Genomic DNA, 22,874 nt, shown 5'->3' with positions numbered 1-22,874 from the left:
CTCAGAAGTGAAACAGGCCTGCGCCGATGGTAGTGTGGCATTTGCCCATGTGAGAGTAGGTCATCGTCAGACTCTTAAGTCCAAACCCCAGCTTCTTGCGAAGCTGGGGTTTTTTTATGCCTGAAATAAATCAGATGCCACGAAAATGGCCCAGCAAGTAGTTGGAACACTCCCTCCGTTGCATCCCGGTGATATACTGTTTCCATAAAACCAAATGCGATACGGAGTACTTCAATGTCTGGCAGCGAACATCTGGTTATTTTCGATACAACTCTTCGTGATGGTGAGCAAAGTCCTGGCGCCACTATGAACAAGGCCGAGAAGCTCCGTATTGCCAAGGCTCTTGAAAAGCTTCGTGTGGATGTCATTGAGGCAGGCTTTGCAATCGCGAGCCAAGGGGATTTTGAAGCTGTTAAGTCCATTGCTGAAACGATCAAAGGCTCAACAATTTGCAGTCTTGCTCGAGCTTTGGATAAGGACATTGATCGGGCAGCTGAAGCGATTCGTCCCGCGGAACGGGGCCGTATACATACGTTTATTGCAACATCGCCCATCCACATGCAGCACAAGCTGCAGATGCTGCCTCACGAAGTCATAGAGCAGGCAGTTCGGTCTGTAAAACGTGCCCGAAGCCATGTCGATGACGTTGAGTTCTCCTGTGAGGATGCTGGCCGGTCTGAGCTGGATTTTCTCTGTAGAATTATTGAGGCGGCCATAGATGCTGGCGCCAACACGATTAATATCCCCGATACGGTTGGTTATGCTGTACCGGAGCAGTTTGCAGAAACTATCCATCAGCTCCTTAATCGTATTCCCAATGCTGATAAAGCCATTTTCTCTGTGCATTGCCATAACGATCTGGGTCTTGCCGTTGCCAACTCTCTGGCAGCGGTAACCCAAGGTGCTCGTCAGGTAGAGTGCACCATCAACGGGTTGGGAGAGCGTGCAGGTAACGCCTCGCTCGAAGAAATTGTAATGGCCGTCCGCACCCGGCAGGATTTTTATAATCTTGATACCCGCATAGATGCCAGCCATATCGTACCTGCCTCACGTCTCGTTTCTACGATTACGGGCTTCCCAGTGCAGCCTAACAAGGCAATTGTAGGGGCCAACGCCTTTGCCCATGAGTCCGGTATACATCAGGATGGCGTGCTCAAGCACCGAGAAACATACGAAATCATGCGAGCAGAAGACGTAGGTTGGCACACCAATAGCTTGGTGCTTGGTAAACACTCAGGTCGCAATGCCTTCCGCACACGCTTGCTAGAACTTGGTATTCAGTTTGAAACTGAAACAGAGTTGAACGAAGCGTTTACCCGCTTCAAAGCTTTGGCTGATTTGAAGCACGAAATTTTTGACGAGGACTTGCAGGCTATTGCCAGCGATACCCGGCAGAAAGATGAAGAGGGCCGCTATGGTTTGGTGTGTCTGCAGGTGTGCTCGGAAACGGGTGTTGTTCCAACAGCAAGCCTGACGTTAACGATGGATGGTAAAGAGCACAAGGTTGAAGCGGAAGGGAGTGGCCCGGTAGATGCTACTTTCAAAGCCATAGAATCGCTGGTTGATTCAGGATGCAATCTGCAGCTTTACTCAGTCAATAATATCACTAGCGGCACTGACTCCCAGGGGGAGGTTACAGTCAGGCTGGAGCGTGGCGGGCGTATCGTAAACGGCATTGGTGCTGATACCGATATAATCATTGCGTCAGCCAAGGCCTACATTGAGGCGCTTAATCTGATCAGTCGTGGTGGAATTCGACAGCATCCACAGGTTGCGGATGTTTGAATGATTCAGACTGAGTCTCAAAGGCAGTTCTATCTTGGTTCTGCAGGGGTCCGCATGTGGTATGCCCGTGCCCCTCTGCCGGGTGCAGCACCGAGTCCAGAGTTCGTGTTTCCTGAGCCAGATGAGGTTGTACAACATCCTGCAGGAGGCCCGAGGCTTGCACCCGTAGAGAATGCCAGGGTGCGTGTGCCAACGGATAGATCCACGGCGAACAAAAAGGGTGTGCAGCGAATCGCTAGTCTTCAGGCGTTAATGGAGAGCAAGGCTGTTCCGACAGCGCAGCAGCCAAATCCGCCAAAGCAGAGTCAGTCGGAGGTTTCGGATCCGTCTCCAGAGCATTCGTCGGAGACCGCCGAGCCTTACCCGGACATTGGTTTATCTGCGGTGGAGGCTTTAAGTCTGGGGGTTTTTTATGGTTCAAGGTGCCTCCTTATCGCGGATATTTCCCAAGAAGCGAGCTTGAGGCTCCAGGAAACTCTTGCCACAAACATTCTGAAGAGTCTTGGGGACGAGAAGTTGGAGCCTGTTGCTTGGGTGCGCTGGCCAGTTTTCAAAAACCGCGTCGTACCCGGCAACTCCCTGTCCGATTTGAAGGCTGTGATGCAGCACGTGTTACGTGACATGGATGACAGGAAGGTAATTGTTTTGGGAGGGGATGAGGGCATCGATGAAGCAGACCCCACAGCCGGCTGGCTATACAGCGCTCTTGGGAGAGCTCCAGAAGTAAAATCAACCCACTCGCTGGCAGCTCTTGCCAGCAACCCAGGGCTAAAGCGGTCTCTATGGGAGCTGCTTAAGCCTCTGGCCCAGAAACGACACCAAAAAACTCTGACCTATACGATCCCATGCAGGGTCTTGAGGTGAAAATTCGGCCGCTGGTGCCTGAAGATATGCCAGAGATGCTGGAGATCGAGCGCCAGGGGCACTCCCATCCCTGGACTGAAGGGGTGTTTCTCGATTGTTTTAAACCTGATTATCGCTTATGGGGTGCCTGGCTCGGCGGGTCGCTTGAAGGGTTTGTAGTCGGAACGTATATGCTGGATGAGGTGCATCTACTGAATATATGTGTTCATCCTCGAAGTCGTAGCCATGGTGTTGGGCGCCTTTTGTTGAGGCACCTCATCGCAGAGGCCACCCATGAAGGCATGAATCAGATGCTTCTTGAGGTCAGGTTAAGTAACAGTGTGGCAAGTAAGCTCTATCGCAACGAAGGGTTTGAAGAAATAGGGCGGCGCCCTGGATACTACCCTGCTGCTTCCGGGAGAGAAGATGCGCGTGTAATGTCGTTGCTTCTGTGCCCTTGATATTGCTGCTTGTGTTCGCGTAATTACCTCTTAGTCCTTATAATGTCTGCCTTCTCCGAACATCTGACGCAGGTTGCTCTTCGACTATGTCTCACCTTTCCCAGGAAGTGGCCAAGCGCCGCACCTTTGCAATCATTTCCCACCCGGACGCCGGTAAAACCACGATTACCGAGAAAGTGCTGTTATTTGGGCACGCTCTTCAGCGGGCGGGAACGGTAAAGGGTAAGAAGTCTGGCCAGCATGCAAAGTCTGACTGGATGGAAATGGAAAAAGAGCGGGGTATTTCGGTAACCACGTCTGTCATGCAGTTTCCTTACGGCGGGAAGCTGGTAAACCTGCTGGATACGCCGGGCCACGAGGATTTCTCGGAAGACACTTATCGTACTCTAACCGCTGTAGACTCCTGCCTCATGGTGATTGACAGCGCAAAAGGCGTTGAGGAACGTACCATCAAATTGATGGAGGTTACCCGGCTCAGGGATACGCCCATCATTACCTTTATGAACAAACTGGACCGGGATACCCGGGACCCGGTTGAACTCATGGATGAGGTGGAAGATGTACTTAACATCGCCTGCGCGCCTATTACCTGGCCCATTGGTATGGGCAAGAGCTTCAAGGGCGTCTATCACTTGCTGCGTGACGAGGTGATTCTTTACCAAAGTGGGCATGGCCATGAGATCCAGGAGGTTCGAACTATCAGCGGGCTGGATAATCCGGAGCTTGATACCGCTCTTGGTGGATACGCCAGCGATTTGCGCGATGAGGTCGAGCTGGTGAAAGGAGCGTCTCACGAATTCGATCAGGAAGCATTTTTGGCCGGTGAGCTTACACCAGTATTTTTCGGTACGGCGCTAGGTAATTTTGGTGTGGATCACATGCTCGATGGTTTGGTGGATTGGGCTCCCCAGCCCCAGCCCCGTGAGACGGATCAACGGCTTGTGCAGCCTGATGACCAAGGGTTCTCTGGCTTTGTTTTTAAAATTCAGGCCAATATGGACCCGCAGCACCGGGACCGGGTCGCATTTATGCGCATAGTGTCGGGCAAGTACAGTCAGGGCATGAAGGCTCGCCATGTGCGTATAGCAAAAGATGTTCGCTTTTCCGATGCGCTGACGTTTATGGCTGGTGATCGTGAGCACGCAGAGGAGGCCTATGCTGGTGATATTATTGGTTTGCATAACCACGGGACCATCCAGTTAGGGGACACCTTTACTGCCGGGGAAGATATGAAGTTCAAGGGTATTCCCAACTTTGCGCCCGAGCTGTTCCGCCGTATCCGCCTCAAGGACCCGTTGAAAGCCAAGCAGCTTCAAAAGGGCTTGATTCAGCTGTCGGAAGAAGGTGCCGTGCAGGTATTCCGGCCTTTGCGCAATAACGACCTGATTGTCGGTGCCGTTGGCGTGCTGCAGTTTGATGTGGTAGTGAGTCGCCTCAAGACTGAGTACAAGGTTGAAGCTGTTTATGAGCCGATCAATGTTGCCACTGCTCGCTGGGTAACCTGCTCTGACGATCGCAAGCTGGATGAGTTTCAGCGAAAAAATAATGACAATCTGGCGCTTGATGGCGGCGACCGCCTTGCCTATATCGCTCCTACAATGGTTAATCTTAATCTGGCCCAGGAGCGCTATCCCGATATTGAGTTCCATAAAACCCGCGAGCACTGATTCATTAGTGGGTGGAGGTTGAATTGAAGCTGGTTGATGCCCATTGCCACTTTGATTTTCCATTTTTTGATGGGCGCCGCGACAGGGAGCTTGATGCTGCGTCCGGGGATGGTCTGGCCGGGCTGGTGATTCCCGGTGTGCGGCGCCCGGATTGGGCGCGTGTTCGCGATACTGCCTTGGCGCATGCTGGCCTCTATTATTGCCTTGGGATCCATCCGTGGTATGTCGGGGAGCACTCTGGCCAGGATTTGGAAATCCTTGAGCGGGCTTTGCGGAAAAGACCTGAACGCTGCGTGGCGATTGGTGAATGTGGGCTGGATCGCCTTCACGGAAACATGAGTGATCAATACCCCTGGTTTGAGGCTCAGATTGGTTTGGCCTCTGAACTGGGTTTTCCTCTTGTTATCCATTCCGTCAGGGCGCACGACGAGGTTCACGCAACGCTTAGGCGCACGAAGTGGAATGGCCGGGCACTGCTGCACGGTTTTTCCGGTAGTTATCAGCAGGCTTTGAAGTTGGTCGACCTTGGATGTTTTATTGGCGTGGGCGGGGTAATTACCCATCCCCGATCGAGTAAAACGCGCGATGCCGTTTCCCGTTTACCGCTGGAGGCTCTCGTGCTTGAGACGGACGCGCCGGACATGGCGCCGGAAGGTGTTGAGCCGGGGGCTAACTCACCTTTGCATCTACGCAGGATTCTTGAGTGCCTCTCTGATATCCGGGGTGAATCCGCGGAATACGTGGCGTCTGTAGTATTATCCAATACCAGGCTGCTTTACGGTGAATCCTTATGGTAACGACTCGGCAATAAAACTATGTACAGCAGGGTTGGATTTAATTATTCGTTCGAGTATACTTCGCGCCCTGGCTTTTCAAGGCGATGCCACTATCTCAGCCCCGAATAGTGTCACTGCCGATCAAATTACAGGTACAGAACCTCCTCCGGGTGTACTACACTTTCGGGTGGCGGTTTTTAACGTTTCTTTTTATAGCGTTCAAGGCGGAATCAATGAAGACTCTGAGTGCGAAACCAGAAACCGTAAAACGTGACTGGTACGTTGTAGACGCAGCCGGCAAGACGCTGGGTCGTCTGTCAACCGAAATCGCCCGTCGTCTGCGGGGCAAGCATAAGCCTGAGTACACCCCTCATGTAGACACTGGCGATTACATTGTAGTTATCAATGCGGGCCAGGTGCGGGTTACCGGCAACAAGGCATCTGATAAGATGTACTACAGTCATACCGGGTTTCCGGGTGGGATCAAGTCCATCAGCTTCGAGAAGCTGGTTGATAAGGCGCCTGAGCAAGTTATTCAGAAGTCTGTCAAAGGCATGCTTCCGAAAGGCCCGCTTGGTCGTGCCATGTTCAAGAAGCTGAAAATCTATGCCGGCGCTGAGCATCCTCACACAGCCCAGCAGCCCAAAGAACTCGACATTTAACGGAAGGCGGATATGTCTGTAGCACAAAATTACGGTACTGGTCGCCGCAAAACGTCCACGGCTCGGGTGTTCATCAAGCCGGGAAGCGGTAACATTTCAATCAACGGTCGCACAATCGAAGATTTCTTCGGTCGTGAGACTCTTCGCATGATCGTGCGTCAGCCTCTGGTTGTTGCAGAATCTGCGGATCGGTTTGACATCAACATCACTGTTAAGGGTGGTGGTAGTAGTGGTCAGGCGGGCGCAATTCGCCACGGTCTGACCCGTGCTCTGATGGATTACGACGAAACTCTGCGTCCAGCGATGCGTAAAGCGGGTTATGTTACCCGTGATGCTCGTGAAGTTGAGCGTAAGAAAGTTGGTCTGCGTAAGGCGCGTAAGCGTCCACAGTACTCCAAGCGTTAAGTTCCGCTGGAGCAGATCTCAGGAAAACCCGGCTATTTGGTCGGGTTTTTTTGTTTCAGGCACAATGATTGTCAAATTGATCTGGAGCAGAGAAGTCGCTCCGGTGGCGGCTTTCTGACTTGTAAGGACATGGTAATTTCATTACCATTTGTTCGCTTATAATTTTGGATTGTGAAGTCCTTTTCGATGCACACTGTCGGCTTTCTGGCGGGCTGTGACATCGCCTGATGGGAGAGAACCATAATGAATAATGGCGACGTGAGCCAAGGTCGACGCCGGTTTCTTATCGGCGCTACGGCTGCGGTAGGTGGGGTCGGCGTCGTCGGTGCGGCAGTCCCTTTCGTGGCATCCTGGAATCCCAGTGCCAAAGCGGAAGCGGCTGGTGCGCCGGTAACCGTCAATATCAGTAAAATAGAACCAGGTCAGCAGATCACCGTTGAGTGGCGGGGCAAGCCAGTATGGGTCATCCGCCGCACTCCGGAAATGCTGGAGAATATTGTAAAGCTCAACGACAGGGTGAAAGATCCCCAGTCGGAAGAGCCCCAGCAGCCAGATTATGCGGGTGATGTGTACCGCTCAATCAAGCCTGAATTTGTTGTGCTGGTTGGGATATGCACTCACTTGGGCTGCGTTCCGACGTATCGTCCTGAAGTCGCTCCCGCAGATTTGGGCGACGAGTGGCTGGGTGGGCTATTCTGTCCGTGTCACGGTTCACGGTTCGACATGGCTGGACGGGTCCACTCTGCGCAGCCTGCTCCCTTGAACCTTGAAGTGCCGCCTTATCGCTATGACGACGACGCGACTCTCACGATTGGTCTTGATCCGGAGGCAGCGTAATGCAGAAGCTACTTAATTGGGTAGACGAGCGTCTGCCAGTTGTGGATGCCTGGAATAAACACCTGGCTAAATATTACGCGCCGAAAAACTTTAATGTCTGGTATTTTTTCGGTTCTCTGGCAATGCTTGTACTGGTGAACCAGTTGGTCACGGGTATCTGGCTTACCATGAGCTATAATCCCACCGGTGAGGGGGCCTTCGCTTCCGTCGAGTACATCATGCGTGATGTGCAGTGGGGGTGGCTCTTGCGTTACCTGCACTCCACGGGTGCCTCCGCTTTCTTCATTGTGGTGTACCTTCACATGTTCCGCGGTCTTATGTACGGATCGTACCAGAAGCCGCGTGAGTTGATCTGGTTGTTCGGGATGCTGATCTACCTGGTGCTGATGGCGGAAGCCTTCATGGGCTATTTGTTGCCGTGGGGACAGATGTCTTTCTGGGGCGCACAGGTAATTGTTAACCTCTTTGGCGCCATCCCGGTTATCGGGGAAGACTTGTCTTTGTGGATTCGTGGTGATTACCTGATTTCCGGTATTACTCTGAACCGCTTCTTTGCATTGCATGTAGTCGCGCTTCCGATCGTATTGTTGGGCCTGGTTGTTCTTCACATTCTTGCTTTGCATGAAGTGGGCTCCAATAACCCTGACGGTATTGAAATCAAGAAGAACAAGGATGAAAACGGCATTCCGAAAGACGGTATTCCGTTCCACCCCTACTACTCCGTGCACGATCTTGTGGGCGTGGCCGTATTCTTCTTTATCTTCTTTATCGTAGTGTTCTTCTTCCCTGAGATGGGTGGTCTGTTTATAGAGAAGCCGAACTTTGAGCCTGCAAATGCGCTGAAGACACCTGAGCATATTGCGCCTGTGTGGTACTTCACACCCTTCTACGCCATGTTGCGTGCGGTAACGGTTGATCTGTTCGGCCTGTCTGCAAAGTTCTGGGGTGTTGTGGTTATGGGTGGAGCTATCGCGATATTGTTTGTCCTGCCGTGGCTGGATCGGAGCCCCGTTCGCTCCATTCGCTACAAGGGCTGGTTGAGCAAGATTGCCTTGACGCTGTTCGCGATCAGCTTTGTTATTCTCGGCTATCTTGGGCTGGTTCCCGCTACCGAGGGTCGCACCACTGCTGCACAGATACTGACAGTAGTGTATTTCCTCTACTTCATTCTGATGCCGTTCTACACGCGCATGGAGAAAACCAAGCCAGTACCAGAGAGGGTGACAGGATAATGAGAAAGCTGATTTTTGGTCTTTTCATCGCATTCCTGCCGGTTCTCGGACTGGCAGCCGGTGCCGGCGTTCCGCTTGACCACATCAAAACGGATCACACAGACAAAGCATCATTGCAGCGCGGTGCGGCAATGTTCACGAACTACTGCATGGGGTGTCACTCCATGGAGTATGCCCGTTACAAGCGGGTTGCTGACGATCTGGAGATCCCGGTCAAGTTGTTCGAGGAGAATCTGATTTTCACCGGCGCCCAGATTGGTGAGCTGATGAAGAACTCCATGAACAAGGATATGGCAGCTGACTGGTTTGGTGCTCCGCCACCAGATCTTACTCTGGAAAGCCGCTTGCGTGGCGAGTCCTGGTTGTACTCCTATCTGCGTGGCTTCTACAAAGACGAGTCTCGCCCACTAGGTGTGAACAACGTGGTGTTCGACAAGGTAGGCATGCCCCATGTTCTGGTCGACCTTCAGGGTTTGTGTGCGGTTGAGCCCAATATTGGCAAAAAAGCCAGTGTTGAGCCTCTGAGTGGCAACATCAGGAACGCAGGTGCTTGTCCGGAGTATGCCATTGAGGGCAGTATGACTGGCGCTGAGTTTGATCAGGCCATGTACGACATGACAAACTTTATGTCTTACATGGCGGATCCGATCAAAGTTGAGCGTGAGCGCCTCGGGATATTCGTATTGATCTTTGTCGCTATTTTCTTTGTCTTCGCCTACCTGCTCAATCGTGAGTACTGGAAGGACGTGCACTGAGAAATAGGGTATAATCCTGTTCCCTGAGTTCCAGTGGGCGTTAATTGGCCCGCTGGAATTTTTGCGTTTTTCAGGTCCATTTCGGTTTGTTTACTCGTGAGGTAGTTCTATGGGCGTTGTGACTAAGCGGTCATCGATGACATTTTTCTCAGACCCGGCCAGCCACTATAGCCACAGAGTGCGCATTGTGCTGGCAGAGAAGGGTGTTACCGTTGATATCGTTGATGTTGACCCGGATAATCCGCCAGCTGAAGTGGCTGATATGAATCCGTATAACGCCCTGCCAACATTGGTAGATCGTGATCTGGTTCTGTATGAGCCTAACATCATGATGGAATATCTTGATGAGCGTTTTCCGCACCCCCCGCTGCTGCCGGTTTATCCGGTCGCGCGTGCTAACAGTCGTTTGATGATCCACCGGATCCAAAGAGACTGGTGTGGTTTGGTTGACCAGATTCTGCTTCAGCCAAATGCTAAAGCTTCGGAGGCTGCTCGTAAGGAATTACGCGAAGGTCTGCTTGCTGCAGGACCTTTGTTCGGTGAGATGCCGTTTTTCCTCTCTGAGGAGTTCACAATTGTGGACTGCTGTATTGCACCCATTCTCTGGCGTTTGCCTGCCCTTGGCATTGAGCTTAATGATAAGCAGGCCAAGCCACTCCAGAAGTATATGGACAACTTGTTCGCTCGTGAGGGCTTCAAGGCTAGCCTTTCTGATCTCGAAGAAGACATCCGTAGCTGATTTGGCTGGCGTCCGCGATAGAGAACAGGAGAAACGCAGTGCCTGATAACAAGATCACCATGACTTCCAGTCGCCCCTATTTGGTGCGCGCTTTTAATGAGTGGATACTGGATAATGACTGCACTCCGTACATAGTAGTGGATGCGGGCATTCAGGGTGTTCAGGTGCCGACAGCGCATGTGGCGAATGGCCAGATTGTTCTGAATATTAGCCCGGGTGCAGTGCGTTCGCTGGTTGTTGGCAATAGTGCTCTGGAGTTCAGTGCGCGATTTGGCGGTGTGCCTATGCAGGTGTTCATTCCTCTGCAGGCGGTCATGGCCATTTACGCGAAAGAGAATGGCGAAGGCATGGTGTTTGGTAGTGAGCCGGGCTCTCCGGATCCGGACGGCACTAATGATCGCGAGAATTCCAGGCAGAATGGTCAGGAAGAGCGGCCTTCTGGGCGGCCTACGCTGAAGGTCGTGAAGTAAGTTACAAGTATTAGGTTCAAGTTCTGACAAAAATGCCGGCGCAAGCTGGCATTTTTGTTCAGCCCCCAAATAGTTTTCCGTCTACCAGCGAACACAGGGCATTGATCACCAGCATAAGCAGAGGTGTGGCTTCAGTGGGAGACAGGTCGTTTAATGCGATCTCGTGGTCTTCTGAGTGCATCAGGGAGGTTATGTCGGACTTCTCCCGTGCGCTTAGCACAACCACATTCATTTCCCTGTCGTGGGCTGCCTGGATAGCCTGAATGAGGTTGGCTTTGTGGCCGTCATCAACAATCACGAACAGAAGGTCTCCAGGTTTGCCTATGGCTTTAACCTGGCGTGAGAAGGTGTCATTAAAACGGTTGTCACGACAGATAGCTGAATAGGTAGTGGCGTCTGCTCCCAGGTTGATGGCTGGAAGGGCTGGCCGGTCTTGTTCAAAGCGATTAAGAAAAGCCGTACAGAAATACTGAGCGACTACGTTGGCGTTACCATTGGCGCAGGTGATGATTTTCCCGTCATGGAGTAGTGCGTTTACGAAGGCGTCCGCTGCCTGCTCTATGGCTGGGCCAACACTGCTTGCCGCTTGTGCAGTGTGCTCCATGTGGCTGGCAAATAACTGGTTGATCATGTTGCCCATGTCGTTCATCAGAGTCTATATATCCGCCTGGATTGCATTTTTGATCCATTGTACCCGGTATTTTTTTACGGTTCCCGGGCTGATTGCCACTACGTCTATTCGGGTGTTGGCGTCCCAGAGGTGGTGGCGATGCAGATAGAAGGATGCAGCTTTCAGAAGCCGCTTTTGCTTCGGGTAAGAAATCGAGCTGGCTGGGTCAACAAGACTGCCACTGCCTCGGTATCGCACTTCGAAGAAAACGAGGGTGTCCTGGTCTTGCCCTATTAGATCTATCTCGCCGCCGCGGCTGTACACGTTGCGCTCCCGGATATGTACTCCGTGAGCCTCAAGGTATCGCGCGGCTACACCTTCAAAATACGTTCCAATGGCTTTTCGGCCTTCCATGGCGCTTGTTTTCCATGTGAGAGTGGCTGTCAGTTTGTCAGCATCTGAGGGCTCGCTGCGTCTTCATTGTTTTCAGGGGCTGGTTCGGGTAGCCGTTTGGGTGTCCCGTTCCTGAATTGAGCCCAAAGTTGCTGCCTGTGAATGCTTCCTTCAGGGGTCATGGTAAGTTGGCCTGTTTGTCCATCGATTGAAGCGGTCTGGACCTGGCGAAGCAAGGGGAGACGTTTGCTCAGTTGCCATGCATCGGCTCCCATGGCAAATAGCCGACCGAGTTGGCCTCGGGTACCCGGTAAGGCCTTGGCTGCCTCTTCACGCAATGGGTTTTTATCGTTTAGCACCCAGGGGATGTCCGTGAAAACTACCCGGTTGAGATCGCGATCGCGGCCAGCGTCTGGTGTGCCTTCGTAAATAATTGAAGGTGAATAGACCGGCAGGTCGCCTCCAAAATAGTAGGCGAACAGGGGTTTGAGTTGGCGAGCAATGGCTGGCTCGGCCACCATGACAATCGCCTCTGCATCCTGTCTGCGGCGCGGTTCGAACTCTACGTTCAGTCCAATGGTTCTCTCAACCTGAATGGCTCGGTCCCGCGACACGGTGATGCCTAGCAGGTCTGCAGTGACAGCTCGCAGGTTGTCCTCGCGGAAGAAGCGTTCTATATCCAGAGCAATTGCGCCGTTCTGCTGCATACGCTTCAGCAGTGCAGCCTCGACGCGGTCACCCCACTCACCCTGGGGAATCAGCACCAGAACCTGATTGATGTTTTGCACGGACAGCCTGTCTGCAATTTGACGGGCTTCGTCCTCGGCCGATAGGCCAAACTGGTACAAGCCCTCGGGCAGCGTTGTGCCATCAGGCAGGTAGTTGAGCCCCAGCGCTGGAACGGGCAGGGTTTTCATATTTGTAAGGCTCGCCAGGGCTTCCTTTTCAAGGGGGCCGATAATCAGGTCAATATCTTCAGCAGCAAGTTCTTTGTAGAGTTTTTCAAACGGTTTGCCGGATGTATCAATGACGCGAATGTCGGTTTTGCTTCGATCTGCTGATTTATCCTGATAGTAAGCCGCCAGGAACCCATCTCGAATGGCTTTGCCAGCACTGGCCAAAGGGCCATTAAGTGGCAGGGCGAGCGCGATTTTTTCGGGCCGGCTTTCCGCCAGGTTGGCGATGAGCTGTAGTTCTGAAGGCAGTATCTGCGCAGCAGGGTGTCCGGGCCGACTATTTTGCCAGCGCCTGATAATGCGGCCCTGATCGTCAATGCTGAGTCCGGGTACCCGAACGCTGGCTGCGAGCTCGAGCCATCCCTCAGTTTCAAAACCGATGCTCCGCTCTTTTGCGGCTGCGAGTTTTTGATCTGGAACCGCTTTCAGGAATGCCCAGATCTGGTCATGTATCTGCTGCGGATTTACATTGCCGTCAGATTGGGAGAGCAGCACTAGTGTCATGGCGGCGGAGAGACGGTCATCTACGAGGGCATAGGTTTCGGCCTGAAGGTTGGCAGCCCGGCTAACGAGTTCCGAGTTGTAGCCTTTGAAGTTGTCTGGAGAAATTTTGGTGACAATGCTACCTGCCCACTCGCGATCTTCGAGCGCCACTGCGCTGGCCATGGATAGTAGTTGCTTTTGTGCCTGGAGGGCAGGTGCGGGTTGCGCCAGTTGAGTGCTCTGCAGTAATGTGCGGGCGGCGCGGTGGTCATCCCGATCCTGGAACTGGCTGGCGACCTTTAGAAGGTATCGCTGCGCAACTTCAGGGTTGCTTTCTTTTGCCGCAAGCTCAAGTGCCTGGGAAGGTGACTGGGCAATGTGCGAGTCCAGGTCGATACTGGCGCACCCTGCAAACAGCAGGGTGAGCATGAAAATACCGGCCAGGGCACGATGATTAGCAGGATTCTTTGTCATGGCAAGCTCTATAGATTCCGGAGTTTTGGCTTGTGGCGTCGATCTGATGGTGGCAAGTTTAACAGCTCCCGGGCCAATTCACATGACGCAGGTGTCATGGTGGCGCCGTCTCTCCATGCGAGGCACACATTTTGAAATCTGAATCGGATCAGCCTGCCGTGCAGGTAATAAGGCCAGGTGATAATCGGGGAACGCTCTATATCGTTGCGACCCCTATTGGCAATATGGACGATCTATCACCGCGCGCGGTTAAGGTGCTTTCGAGCGTGGCCGTCATTGCGGCAGAGGATACTCGCCACAGTGGGCGGTTGTTACAACATATTGGTATCAGCAAGCCGTTGATCGCATTACATGATCACAATGAGCGGGGCAGGGTTCAGAATATACTGGAGCAGCTGTTGGCTGGTGCTGATGTTGCTTTGATTTCAGACGCGGGCACGCCGTTAATCTCCGATCCGGGTTATGTGCTGGTTCGGGAAGCCAGGGCGGAAGGGCTGCGGGTTAGCCCGATACCCGGGCCTTGCGCGCTGGTAGCTGCCCTGAGTGCTGCGGGTCTGCCCACCGACCGGTTTTTGTTCGTGGGTTTTCTGCCCGCAAAAGGTGCTGGTCGGCGCACAGCCCTGGAAGAGCTTCGCAAGGAGGTTGCGACGCTGGTGTTTTACGAGTCGCCTCACAGGATACTGAATACAGTCGCGGATATAGCGGAGGTTATGGGGGCGCAGCGGGAGATTGTGCTTGGTCGCGAGATCACCAAGGCCTTTGAAACGTTCTATTCTGGTACGGCAGCAGATGTGCACGCCACCTTGACGGATGACCCCCACGGCAGTCGTGGCGAGTTCGTTGTGATGGTGCGAGGAGCGGAAAAGGCCGAGGCCGGGTTGATGGCCGGTGAATTGGATGTTGATCATTTGCTGGGCCTTCTGATGGCGGAGCTGCCGCTGAAAAAAGTGGCAAAGATAGCCTCCGGTTTGAGTGGCCTGAGCAAGAACGAACTGTATCAGCGTGCCTTGGAGCTCAAGGAGGGTTGACCTTTTGTTCTGCGCTTTTCCTTGCATGGTGCGTGGTGCAATAGTATTGTCTCGCCCGAGCTCGCCAGACAGTCGCCGCCGGTTTTTACCGGGGGAGGAAAGTCCGGGCTCCGCAGGGCAAGGTGCCAGGTAACTCCTGGGCGGCGTGAGCCGACGGAAAGTGCAACAGAAAGTAGACCGCCTAAGTGTTCGTGATTCGTTCGCGGACACCGGTAAGGGTGAAACGGTGCGGTAAGAGCGCACCGCGTGGCTGGCAACAGTCCACGGCGATGGTAAACCCCACCTGGAGCAAGACCAAATAGGAGTCCTATGGCGTGGCCCGCGCTGGACTCGGGTAGGTTGCTTGAGGCCTGTGGTGACGCAGGCCCTAGATGAATGACTGTCCAAGACAGAACCCGGCTTATCGGCGAGCTCGCCTTTTTTCCCTTCATGAAGCCTGTTTATTATCACTGCACATTTCTTATAGCCAAAAAATCTTAAACCTCACTTGTCTTCTTCAGACATTTTTGCAGGTGTTTGATTTTCCTTCTTTTCTTTTCCGTAATGTCACCTCTGACTCACACGAGTCGCCGTAACCTGTTGTCATAAAAGGAACTTTCCCAAGAGTGGCGTCGTTGACGGCGCTTGCATTGTGAATTGCGTGTTTCTATAGTGTGCACAAGTGGGAAAAAGTGGTTTCTAGTGGTTATTTGTGGAATTTGAGTCTCCAGAGACGGTGTAAATGAGCAATTTTCTCGGCAGTCATGCCATCAATATGGATGCAAAGGGTCGCTTGGCGATCCCCGCCAAGGTGCGCGAGACCCTCGCGCAAGCCTGTGGTGGCCGCATTGTATTGACTGCAAATGCTGATGAAGAGCGCTGTGTACTGGTTTACCCGGAGCCTGAGTGGGAGATTCTTCGTGTGAAGATCGAAGATCTTCCCAACATGAAAAAGCCAGTTCGTCGTCTGCAGCGCCTGGTCTTAGGTAATGCAGCGCCCATGGAAATGGACTCGGCCGGTCGCATTCTGGTACCACCAACCTTGCGCAGGCACGCCAATCTGGAAAAAAAGCTGATGCTCGTCGGGCAGGGCAAGAAGCTGGAGTTATGGAGTGAAGAGCGTTGGTTCGAATGGCTGGACGAGACTTCATGCGATGAAGACATTCCGCCCGAGATGGAGGCGCTTTCCCTATGACCTCTGATCGCAAGCCGGAGGCCGGAGCGGAATTTTCCCATCGCTCGGTGCTCCTGGATTCGGCGGTCGACTATATGGTCAGCGATCCCGATGGTAGCTATGTAGACGCAACATTCGGCCGCGGTGGGCATAGTCAGCTCGTTTTGGGGTGTTTGGGTACCTCTGGCCAGTTGCTGGGCATCGACAAAGACCCCGAGGCGATCCTCGTAGCTGAAAAGCTTGCGGAAGCCGATTCCCGTTTCAAGTATTTTCACGGCTCCTTTGCTGAGCTCGGCCGCGCTGTGTCTGAAGCAGGTTGGGAGCAGGTTGATGGCGTGCTGATGGATCTTGGTGTCTCGTCGCCGCAGCTGGATGATGCGTCCAGAGGCTTCAGCTTTATGCGTGATGGTCCCCTTGATATGCGCATGAACCCCCAGCAGTCGCCAAGTGCGGCAGAGTGGTTGATGTATGCCGAAGAACAGGAAATTGCAGATGTGATTTTTCGCTACGGCGAGGAGAAGTTCTCCCGCCGCATTGCTCGGCAGGTCGTTGAGCGGCGTAAAGAAGCACCGATCGAAACAACACTTCAGTTGGCCGCATTGGTCAGCGAAGCCGTGCCCAGGAAAGAGAAGCATAAACACCCGGCAACCCGGACGTTCCAGGCGATACGAATCTTTATAAATCGCGAGTTGGAAGATCTGGAAATCGGGTTGCAGGCGGCGGTCGACAGGCTTGCGCCTGGTGGGCGGTTGGTTGTGATCAGTTTTCACTCGCTGGAAGACCGGCTGGTAAAGCGCTTTATGCGAGATCTCGCTCGCGGCCCCAGGTTACCCAAGGGTATTCCGGTAACGGCGGCACAGGAGACTTCGGAATTCAGGTTGATAGGCAAGGCGTGCAAGGCCGGTGCCGGTGAGGTTAGTGAGAATGTTCGGGCCCGTAGTGCTGTTATGAGGGTTCTTGAGCGTATCGACAATACAAAGACATCGCAGGGGAGCGCGTAATTATGGGCGCCGTAGCCATAGAAACGGCTGTAAAGCCGGCAAAGTTGAACAAGGAAAAGGTTCGTGAGGGTGTCGTGGCAGCTGTGCGAATCTCCCGACGGGTTTTCGATGCCACGCGCCAAAAAAATGTTTTGGTGTCTCTGGGCTTGGCTGTGCTGCTTGTGGGTTCGTCCATAGGTGTTGTTGTGAGTGCCCATGAGAACCGCGCGCTGTTCAATACCCTGTCTCAGCTGCAGGCAGAGCGTGACAGTTTTCAGGCCGAATGGAGTCAGTTGCTTCTGGAGCAAAGCTCCATGGGTGGCCACGGTCGCGTCGAGCGGCTAGCGGCAGAACGTTTCAATATGGTGGTGCCTGGGCGTCAGGATATTGTTCTGGTGCCCCTGATGTCGCCGCTGGCATCCCGGTAATTTACAACAATAACAACCTCAGGGTGATCTGATTGTCCAATCAGGAGTCAGCAAGAACATTGAGCCAGAGAGTCGCGGCGGGCCTGAAAGCCTGGCGCTTTGGCTCTGTGCTGGGTGTGTTTCTGGTTGTTGTGCTGGCCCTTGGATGGCGTCTGGTTGATCTGCATGTTGTGGATAACGATTTTCTGCGCAAGCAGGGTGACGTGCGCACGATTCGCGTAGAGACCATTGATGCCCACCGTGGCGTAGTGACCGATCGTTATGGTGAGCCCCTGGCTGTAAGTACCCCGGTTCAGACACTCTGGGCCAACCCTTCCGAGACCGATCCCGCCGAGCCACGCCTGACCAATCTGGCTCGGGTGCTGGACATCAGTGAAGCCAGGCTGCGGGAGCGGCTGGCAACATACGCTGGCCGCGAATTCATTTATCTGCGCAGAAAGGTGCAGCCCGGGCTGGCCGCAAAGGCTATGGAGCTGGATATTCCTGGCATCTACACGCGGCAGGAATACCGTCGTTATTACCCTGCGGGCGAGGTGACATCGCATGTTGTCGGGTTTACCAATATCGACGAGCGAGGCCAGGAAGGCCTGGAGCTGGCTTATAACGATTGGCTATCTGGTGAGTCGGGTCGCAAGCGTGTTCTAAAGGATAATCGCGGGCGGATCATCAAGGATCTGGCGCTCATCCGTGATGCGGCTCCTGGTCACAATCTTGAACTCAGCATAGATCTGCGCCTGCAGTATCTGGCTTATCGTGAGCTGAAAGCTGTGGTTAGTTCACATAAGGCCCGCGGCGGCACTCTTGTGATGCTGGATGTCGAGACGGGTGAAGTGCTCGCGATGGTCAATCAGGGATCCTATAACCCCAACGATCGCAGCCAGTTCGCATCGGAAAATCTCCGTAATAAGGCCATTACTGATTTGTTTGAGCCTGGCTCAACCATGAAGCCCATCTCTATGGCAGCGGCGCTTGAATCCGGGCAATACACCGCTAATGAGACCATTGATACCTCGCCCGGTTATCGGCGTTTTGGCAGGTTCACAATCCGCGATTACCGGAATTACGGCGTTATTAGCCTTACCGACATCATCGTGAAATCGAGCAACGTAGGTATCAGCAAGATCGCTACGGAATTGGGTGGTGACACGATTCGCAACCTCTACGCCCGCCTCGGGTTTGGTCAGCCAACAGGTATTGGATTTCCGGGAGAAGCTGTAGGGGTATTGCCAGCACCACCGAAGTGGCGCCCCTCCGAAGAAGCAACGCTCTCATACGGTTACGGAATGAGCGTGAATGCACTTCAGTTAGCTCAGGCCTATATGGTTATCGCCAATGGCGGTGTGCGTTACCCCCTAAGCCTGATGAAGCTGAACGAAAATCCTGTTGGTGAAAGGGTTCTTTCCGAGCGGGTAACAAGTGATGTTCGGGCAATGCTGGGAGAAGTGGTTTCCAGAGGTTCTGGCAAACGTGCTCAGCCTGGCTTTTATAGTGCCGGAGGCAAAACAGGAACGGTTCATCTGGTTGGTGCACAAGGCTACGAAGACAGCCAGTACAAGGCAATTTTTGCCGGTATGGCCCCCATCGACAACCCAAGAATTGTCACAGTTGTAGCAGTGGATGCGCCGCAGTCAGGTGAATACTACGGCGGCGAAGTGGCCGCGCCAGTGTTTTCTCGGGTGATGAGCGATGCGCTGCGTCTGCTTAACGTAAAGCCTGAGCTGGAGGTTGGCGCAACAAGTCGGCAGCCGGTAAACATCGGGGCGAGGGGGTAGGCCTATGTGCATAACATCTCTCAGTACGTTGTTGCAGGGTATTGCGCCCGTGCCTTCTGTTTTCGATGTGACCATCCACGGGCTGCAAACGGATAGCCGTGAAGTTCGTTCCGGAGATGCATTTGTTGCTTTGGCAGGCGCAAAGACGCCGGCTGACCAGTATGTGGATCAAGCAATAGCGGCAGGCGCCACAGTTGTGCTTCTGGAAACGGAGAGCAGCGGCGAGTGCCAGGAATATCGGGGTGCATTGATTGTGCCTGTTCCGGAACTCCGACAACTGCTGGGGAAAATTGCAGCCCGCTTTTACGAGCACCCTTCGCGCAGGCTGCGGTTGATCGGCGTTACCGGTACCAACGGAAAAACCTCGGTGAGCCATTACATCGCCCAGTTACTAGGCGCGGCAGACACGCCCTGTGGTGTTCTGGGGACTTTGGGTTACGGCATGCCCGGTTCCTTGCAGAAGGCCAGCCATACTACGCCTGACGCGGTTCAGATTAATCGTGCTTTGTCGGGCATTCTTGCCAGTGGCGGCCGCGCAGCAGCGATGGAAGTGTCTTCCCATGGTCTGGATCAAGGCAGAGTAGACGGCCTGGCAATAACCGGTGCCGTGTTTACCAATCTGACGCGGGACCATCTGGACTATCACGGTTCAATGGAGTCCTACGGTGCGACCAAGGCACGATTGTTCGAGCGTGAGGATGTGCACTTCTCGGTAATAAATTTTGATGATCCCTTTGGCCGTCAGCTCTATGAAAAGCTTGAAGGTAAGTGTGATCGCATTCGCTACAGCCTTCACGAATCCGAAGTCGAGCTGTGGCTGAAAGAATTTCGTCCCACAGATAACGGCTTTGATGCTGTGGTTGATGGCGAGTGGGGCGAATTTGGCTTTTCCGCGCCGCTGATGGGGAGTTTCAATGCCAGCAACGTGCTTGCGGCAATTGCAGCGGTTATGACCCTGAATGTGACGGTCGAACAGGTACGGCAGGCGGTAGAACTGTTAACACCGCCACCCGGGCGGCTTGAGCGTTTCTGTGGCGCAAGCGGCGTTCGTGCTGTGGTTGATTATGCTCACACACCCGATGCGCTCGCGAATGCTTTAGCTGCGCTGCGGCCTCACGTAACAGGCAAGCTGATCTGTGTGTTTGGTTGCGGTGGCGACCGGGACAGCGGCAAGCGGCCTGAAATGGCGAAGGAAGCTGAAAAGTGCGCCGATGTCCTTATCGTTACAGATGACAACCCGCGGACAGAAAACCCGGTGGAGATTGTGCAGGACATTCTGGCGGGCTTCTCCCGGCCGGATGCCGCCACAGTTATTCACGACCGGGCTGAGGCGATTCGCACAGCCATAAATATGTCAGAGCCAGGCGACCTTGTTCTTGTTGCAGGCAAAGGCCACGAATCCTGGCAAGAAATAGCGGGTCAGAAGCTCCCGTTCAGCGATGCAAATCATGTACGCCAAGGCTTGAATATTGAGGGGGCAGACCTATGATGCGCGCCTTCTCTATTGCTGAGGCTGTGTGTTTTACCAGCGCAAAGTGTGTATCGCAGGGGCTGGATGCGGTTCAGTTCACTGGCGTGTCCACAGACACGCGCGTATTGAAAGCAGGTGAGCTATTTGTCGCCCTGCGCGGTGACAACTTTGATGGCCACAAATTTTTACAGGCTGCGCAGAAGCTGGGTGCCAGTGCTGCCGTGGTTGATACGCCGGCTGATAGCGGTCCCGGTATGCCTCAGTTGGTTGTGGCGGACACTGTTGAAGCACTGGGGGCTCTGGCCGCCGGCAATCGTAATGAAAGCGACGCGAAGCTGGTTGCTATTACCGGTAGCAGTGGCAAAACCACCGTTAAAGAACTGGTCGCTGCCATTCTGGCGCGTATGGGGGAAACCCTTGCGACCCGCGGCAATCTGAACAATCACATTGGTGTGCCCTTGACCCTGTTCGGCCTGGAGCCCAGGCACGAATATGGTGTTGTTGAATTAGGTGCCAGCGGGATTGGTGAAATCGCCCATACCGTTGCAATGACCAAACCTCAGGTTGTGATTCTCACGAATGCGGGGGAAGCACACCTCGAGGGCTTTGGCAGTTACGAGAATATCGTGCAGGCCAAGGGCGAAATTATCGAAGGCGTTAGCGATGCCGGCTTGGTGGTTTTGAACCGGGATGACCCTGCGTTTGAACAGTGGCTTGCCCGAGCCGGGAACCGACGGGTTGTCAGTGTCAGCCGCTTGGGGCACCCCGAGGCAGACTACAGCGCAGCTGTCGAACCAAAGCAAAGTCTGCAGGCGGAAGTTGTGTGTGCAGGGCCTGACGGATGGAGGCTCACGTTCCTGTTGCCCCTCGAAGGCGAACACAACGTAACCAACGCTCTGCTGGCGATTGCAGCAGCCCGTGAGCTGGGTGCAACGGATTCGGCAATCAAAGACGGTTTGGCCGGGGTCCAGCCAGCACGTGGGCGCCTCCAGGTAGTCAATCTTCCGGGAGAATTGTCAGTTATTGATGACAGTTACAACGCAAACCCGGCCTCCATGAAAGCAGCGTTGGGTGTTCTGGCAAAGCGCCAAGGCGCGCATATTGCGGTTTTAGGAGCGATGGGCGAGCTCGGGCCAACCGCTCGCGAACTTCACCGTGAAGTGGGTGCCTTTGCTTCGGAGTTGGGCATTGCCCGCCTGGTAACGGTAGGTCCCGGCTGCGAAGGCTACGCCGAGGGTTTTGGTGAAGCGACAGAGATGTATGAAACACACGATGAGGCCGTGCAGGTCATTTATCGGGCTAAAGAGCGGCCAATGACCGTGCTGGTTAAAGGGTCCAGAAGTTCCGCCATGGATCTCGTGGCGGATGGAATTATAAACAAGGTGAATAAAGCATGTTGCTCTGGCTGACAGGGGTTCTTTCAGACTATTTTTCGGCGCTGACGGTGTTTCAGTACCTGACCGTGCGCGGAATTCTGGGCACGTTAACCGCGCTCCTGATCTCTTTGCTTATCGGACCAGTGATGATCCGCAAACTGAGTCAGTATCAGATTGGTCAGGCGATTCGTGATGATGGTCCCCAGACACACCTCAGTAAAGCTGGAACGCCAACCATGGGCGGCGCGCTGATCCTGGTCTCTATCGGCATCAGCACATTGTTGTGGGCGGACCTGTCCAACCGTTATGTATGGGTGACGTTGCTGGTTACCTTGCTGTTCGGCGCTATTGGCTGGGTGGATGATTACCGGAAAGTGGTTGAGCGCAACCCTCGTGGCCTGCCTGCACGGTGGAAGTACTTCTGGCAGTCTTTGATTGGTGCAGCCGCAGCCATAGTGTTGTACTTCAGTTCCGCTTTGCCCCAGGAAACCTCGTTGTACCTGCCATTTCTTAAAAATGTGTCACTGACCCTCGGGCCGGTGCTCTTTATCCTGCTTACTTATTTTGTGATTGTCGGTAGCAGCAACGCGGTGAACCTGACAGATGGTCTGGATGGCCTCGCAATCATGCCCACCGTCATGGTTGCAGGTGCCTTGGGCATTTTCGCCTACGTATCCGGCAACGTGCAGTTCGCAAATTATCTGCTGATCCCGCACTTGCCGGGTACCGGCGAACTGATTGTCTTTTGCGGGGCCCTCGTGGGCGCCGGTCTTGGCTTCCTCTGGTTTAACACTTATCCCGCCCAAGTATTCATGGGTGACGTTGGTGCCTTGGCCCTGGGTGCAGCTTTGGGTGTGGTCGCAGTGATCGTGCGCCAGGAAATCATTCTTTTCATCATGGGCGGCGTGTTTGTGATGGAAACAGTGTCAGTGATCCTTCAGGTTGCCTCGTTCCGGCTGACTGGTCGCCGGATATTCCGGATGGCACCACTGCATCATCATTTTGAACTTAAAGGATGGCCAGAACCGCGTGTGATTGTGCGTTTCTGGGTCATCACTGTAATTCTCGTTCTGATTGGCTTGTCCAGTCTGAAATTACGATAGGAAGCCGGACTGATT

Annotated in this window: 23 protein-coding genes and 1 other RNA gene; 21 read left to right on the top strand and 3 right to left on the bottom strand. The window is 53.8% G+C overall.

Going from position 1 to position 22,874, the window contains the following annotated elements; genetic code table 11:
* The first annotated feature begins 234 nt into the window (after positions 1-234).
* The 12 genes from FE848_RS07195 (at position 235) to FE848_RS07140 (ending at position 10,632) form a co-directional block, all read left to right on the top strand.
* A complete protein-coding gene (locus FE848_RS07195) occupies positions 235-1,785 on the top strand; it encodes a 2-isopropylmalate synthase (RefSeq protein WP_200202100.1) in 1,551 nt (516 codons plus the stop codon).
* Complete coding sequence (locus FE848_RS07190; RefSeq protein ID WP_200202099.1) at positions 1,786-2,649, top strand: 2-isopropylmalate synthase; 864 nt, start codon at positions 1,786-1,788, stop codon at positions 2,647-2,649.
* Positions 2,646-3,089 carry a ribosomal protein S18-alanine N-acetyltransferase gene (rimI, locus tag FE848_RS07185; protein ID WP_320159509.1) on the top strand — a complete coding sequence of 148 codons (444 nt, stop codon included), beginning with the start codon at positions 2,646-2,648 and terminating at the stop codon, positions 3,087-3,089. The genes FE848_RS07190 and rimI overlap by 4 nt, the downstream gene beginning before the upstream one ends.
* 86 nt (positions 3,090-3,175) lie before the next feature.
* Entirely contained in the window at positions 3,176-4,756 is a 1,581-nt protein-coding gene (gene prfC / locus FE848_RS07180; protein WP_200202097.1) for a peptide chain release factor 3, read from the top strand.
* A 23-nt stretch (positions 4,757-4,779) separates the two neighbouring features.
* Entirely contained in the window at positions 4,780-5,553 is a 774-nt protein-coding gene (locus tag FE848_RS07175; protein WP_200202096.1) for a TatD family hydrolase, read from the top strand.
* Between the two features lie 212 nt (positions 5,554-5,765).
* Positions 5,766-6,194 (top strand): 50S ribosomal protein L13, encoded by a 429-nt coding sequence (gene rplM / locus FE848_RS07170; protein WP_144780435.1) that lies wholly within the window; start codon positions 5,766-5,768, stop codon positions 6,192-6,194.
* A 12-nt stretch (positions 6,195-6,206) separates the two neighbouring features.
* On the top strand, positions 6,207-6,599 hold the full coding sequence (gene rpsI, locus FE848_RS07165) for a 30S ribosomal protein S9 (protein ID WP_200202095.1): 393 nt from the start codon (positions 6,207-6,209) through the stop codon (positions 6,597-6,599).
* Between the two features lie 243 nt (positions 6,600-6,842).
* Positions 6,843-7,436 (top strand): ubiquinol-cytochrome c reductase iron-sulfur subunit, encoded by a 594-nt coding sequence (gene petA, locus FE848_RS07160; protein WP_200202094.1) that lies wholly within the window; start codon positions 6,843-6,845, stop codon positions 7,434-7,436.
* On the top strand, positions 7,436-8,668 hold the full coding sequence (locus FE848_RS07155) for a cytochrome b (RefSeq protein ID WP_200202093.1): 1,233 nt from the start codon (positions 7,436-7,438) through the stop codon (positions 8,666-8,668). Before petA ends, FE848_RS07155 begins: the two co-directional genes overlap by 1 nt.
* Positions 8,668-9,423: a cytochrome c1 gene (locus FE848_RS07150; RefSeq protein ID WP_200202092.1), complete on the top strand. Its 756-nt coding sequence runs from the start codon at positions 8,668-8,670 to the stop codon at positions 9,421-9,423. Before FE848_RS07155 ends, FE848_RS07150 begins: the two co-directional genes overlap by 1 nt.
* 109 nt (positions 9,424-9,532) lie before the next feature.
* Complete coding sequence (locus FE848_RS07145) at positions 9,533-10,162, top strand: glutathione S-transferase N-terminal domain-containing protein (protein ID WP_200202091.1); 630 nt, start codon at positions 9,533-9,535, stop codon at positions 10,160-10,162.
* Between the two features lie 59 nt (positions 10,163-10,221).
* A complete protein-coding gene (locus tag FE848_RS07140) occupies positions 10,222-10,632 on the top strand; it encodes a ClpXP protease specificity-enhancing factor (protein WP_200202123.1) in 411 nt (136 codons plus the stop codon).
* A gap of 58 nt (positions 10,633-10,690) precedes the next feature.
* Here the strand turns inward: FE848_RS07140 and FE848_RS07135 are convergent, their stop codons facing one another.
* From FE848_RS07135 to FE848_RS07125, 3 genes are read right to left on the bottom strand one after another with little or no spacing between them, the layout of a single operon-like run.
* Positions 10,691-11,281, bottom strand: a complete 591-nt coding sequence (locus FE848_RS07135) for an SIS domain-containing protein (RefSeq protein ID WP_200202090.1) — start codon at positions 11,279-11,281, stop codon at positions 10,691-10,693.
* 6 nt (positions 11,282-11,287) lie between these two features.
* Complete coding sequence (locus tag FE848_RS07130; RefSeq protein ID WP_200202089.1) at positions 11,288-11,656, bottom strand: YraN family protein; 369 nt, start codon at positions 11,654-11,656, stop codon at positions 11,288-11,290.
* A 29-nt stretch (positions 11,657-11,685) separates the two neighbouring features.
* Complete coding sequence (locus FE848_RS07125) at positions 11,686-13,548, bottom strand: penicillin-binding protein activator (protein ID WP_200202088.1); 1,863 nt, start codon at positions 13,546-13,548, stop codon at positions 11,686-11,688.
* 131 nt (positions 13,549-13,679) lie between these two features.
* Between FE848_RS07125 and rsmI the strand changes: the two genes are divergently transcribed.
* The 9 genes from rsmI (at position 13,680) to mraY (ending at position 22,859) form a co-directional block, all read left to right on the top strand.
* Positions 13,680-14,576, top strand: a complete 897-nt coding sequence (gene rsmI / locus FE848_RS07120; protein ID WP_200202087.1) for a 16S rRNA (cytidine(1402)-2'-O)-methyltransferase — start codon at positions 13,680-13,682, stop codon at positions 14,574-14,576.
* Between the two features lie 56 nt (positions 14,577-14,632).
* Positions 14,633-14,995: RNase P RNA component class A (gene rnpB, locus FE848_RS07115), an RNA gene on the top strand.
* Between the two features lie 302 nt (positions 14,996-15,297).
* Positions 15,298-15,750, top strand: coding sequence for a division/cell wall cluster transcriptional repressor MraZ (gene mraZ / locus FE848_RS07110; protein ID WP_200202086.1), 453 nt, complete (start codon positions 15,298-15,300; stop codon positions 15,748-15,750).
* Complete coding sequence (gene rsmH / locus FE848_RS07105) at positions 15,747-16,730, top strand: 16S rRNA (cytosine(1402)-N(4))-methyltransferase RsmH (protein WP_200202085.1); 984 nt, start codon at positions 15,747-15,749, stop codon at positions 16,728-16,730. Before mraZ ends, rsmH begins: the two co-directional genes overlap by 4 nt.
* Before the next feature lie 2 nt (positions 16,731-16,732).
* Positions 16,733-17,137: a cell division protein FtsL gene (ftsL, locus tag FE848_RS07100; protein ID WP_200202084.1), complete on the top strand. Its 405-nt coding sequence runs from the start codon at positions 16,733-16,735 to the stop codon at positions 17,135-17,137.
* Positions 17,138-17,169: 32 nt separating this feature from the next.
* On the top strand, positions 17,170-18,909 hold the full coding sequence (locus FE848_RS07095) for a peptidoglycan D,D-transpeptidase FtsI family protein (RefSeq protein ID WP_200202083.1): 1,740 nt from the start codon (positions 17,170-17,172) through the stop codon (positions 18,907-18,909).
* 4 nt (positions 18,910-18,913) lie between these two features.
* On the top strand, positions 18,914-20,398 hold the full coding sequence (locus FE848_RS07090; protein WP_200202082.1) for a UDP-N-acetylmuramoyl-L-alanyl-D-glutamate--2,6-diaminopimelate ligase: 1,485 nt from the start codon (positions 18,914-18,916) through the stop codon (positions 20,396-20,398).
* On the top strand, positions 20,395-21,789 hold the full coding sequence (locus FE848_RS07085) for a UDP-N-acetylmuramoyl-tripeptide--D-alanyl-D-alanine ligase (protein WP_200202081.1): 1,395 nt from the start codon (positions 20,395-20,397) through the stop codon (positions 21,787-21,789). The genes FE848_RS07090 and FE848_RS07085 overlap by 4 nt, the downstream gene beginning before the upstream one ends.
* The gene (gene mraY, locus FE848_RS07080) at positions 21,774-22,859 is read left to right on the top strand and encodes a phospho-N-acetylmuramoyl-pentapeptide-transferase (RefSeq protein ID WP_200202080.1); all 1,086 of its coding nucleotides are present in this window, start codon (positions 21,774-21,776) and stop codon (positions 22,857-22,859) included. The genes FE848_RS07085 and mraY overlap by 16 nt, the downstream gene beginning before the upstream one ends.
* Positions 22,860-22,874: the final 15 nt, after the last annotated feature.

The sequence above is a fragment of the Marinobacter sp. 1-3A genome, from assembly GCF_016597775.1.
GTDB lineage: Bacteria > Pseudomonadota > Gammaproteobacteria > Pseudomonadales > Oleiphilaceae > Marinobacter > Marinobacter xiaoshiensis.
The sequence above is the reverse complement of the archived record's forward strand: the minus strand, read 5'-3'. Positions and strand labels throughout refer to the sequence as shown.

Bases quoted from the DNA above. Each gene is read 5' to 3' on its own strand.
- rsmH (WP_200202085.1), top strand. From the start codon at position 15,747: ATGACCTCTGATCGCAAGCCGGAGGCCGGAGCGGAATTTTCCCATCGC.
- FE848_RS07085 (WP_200202081.1), top strand. From the start codon at position 20,395: ATGATGCGCGCCTTCTCTATTGCTGAGGCTGTGTGTTTTACCAGCGCA.
- FE848_RS07130 (WP_200202089.1), bottom strand. From the start codon at position 11,656: ATGGAAGGCCGAAAAGCCATTGGAACGTATTTTGAAGGTGTAGCCGCG.
- FE848_RS07125 (WP_200202088.1), bottom strand. From the start codon at position 13,548: ATGACAAAGAATCCTGCTAATCATCGTGCCCTGGCCGGTATTTTCATG.
- FE848_RS07190 (WP_200202099.1), top strand. From the start codon at position 1,786: ATGATTCAGACTGAGTCTCAAAGGCAGTTCTATCTTGGTTCTGCAGGG.
- prfC (WP_200202097.1), top strand. From the start codon at position 3,176: ATGTCTCACCTTTCCCAGGAAGTGGCCAAGCGCCGCACCTTTGCAATC.
- petA (WP_200202094.1), top strand. From the start codon at position 6,843: ATGAATAATGGCGACGTGAGCCAAGGTCGACGCCGGTTTCTTATCGGC.
- FE848_RS07140 (WP_200202123.1), top strand. From the start codon at position 10,222: ATGACTTCCAGTCGCCCCTATTTGGTGCGCGCTTTTAATGAGTGGATA.
- FE848_RS07155 (WP_200202093.1), top strand. From the start codon at position 7,436: ATGCAGAAGCTACTTAATTGGGTAGACGAGCGTCTGCCAGTTGTGGAT.
- FE848_RS07150 (WP_200202092.1), top strand. From the start codon at position 8,668: ATGAGAAAGCTGATTTTTGGTCTTTTCATCGCATTCCTGCCGGTTCTC.
- FE848_RS07195 (WP_200202100.1), top strand. From the start codon at position 235: ATGTCTGGCAGCGAACATCTGGTTATTTTCGATACAACTCTTCGTGAT.
- ftsL (WP_200202084.1), top strand. From the start codon at position 16,733: ATGGGCGCCGTAGCCATAGAAACGGCTGTAAAGCCGGCAAAGTTGAAC.
- rplM (WP_144780435.1), top strand. From the start codon at position 5,766: ATGAAGACTCTGAGTGCGAAACCAGAAACCGTAAAACGTGACTGGTAC.
- rpsI (WP_200202095.1), top strand. From the start codon at position 6,207: ATGTCTGTAGCACAAAATTACGGTACTGGTCGCCGCAAAACGTCCACG.
- FE848_RS07135 (WP_200202090.1), bottom strand. From the start codon at position 11,281: ATGAACGACATGGGCAACATGATCAACCAGTTATTTGCCAGCCACATG.
- mraY (WP_200202080.1), top strand. From the start codon at position 21,774: ATGTTGCTCTGGCTGACAGGGGTTCTTTCAGACTATTTTTCGGCGCTG.
- FE848_RS07145 (WP_200202091.1), top strand. From the start codon at position 9,533: ATGGGCGTTGTGACTAAGCGGTCATCGATGACATTTTTCTCAGACCCG.
- mraZ (WP_200202086.1), top strand. From the start codon at position 15,298: ATGAGCAATTTTCTCGGCAGTCATGCCATCAATATGGATGCAAAGGGT.
- FE848_RS07090 (WP_200202082.1), top strand. From the start codon at position 18,914: ATGTGCATAACATCTCTCAGTACGTTGTTGCAGGGTATTGCGCCCGTG.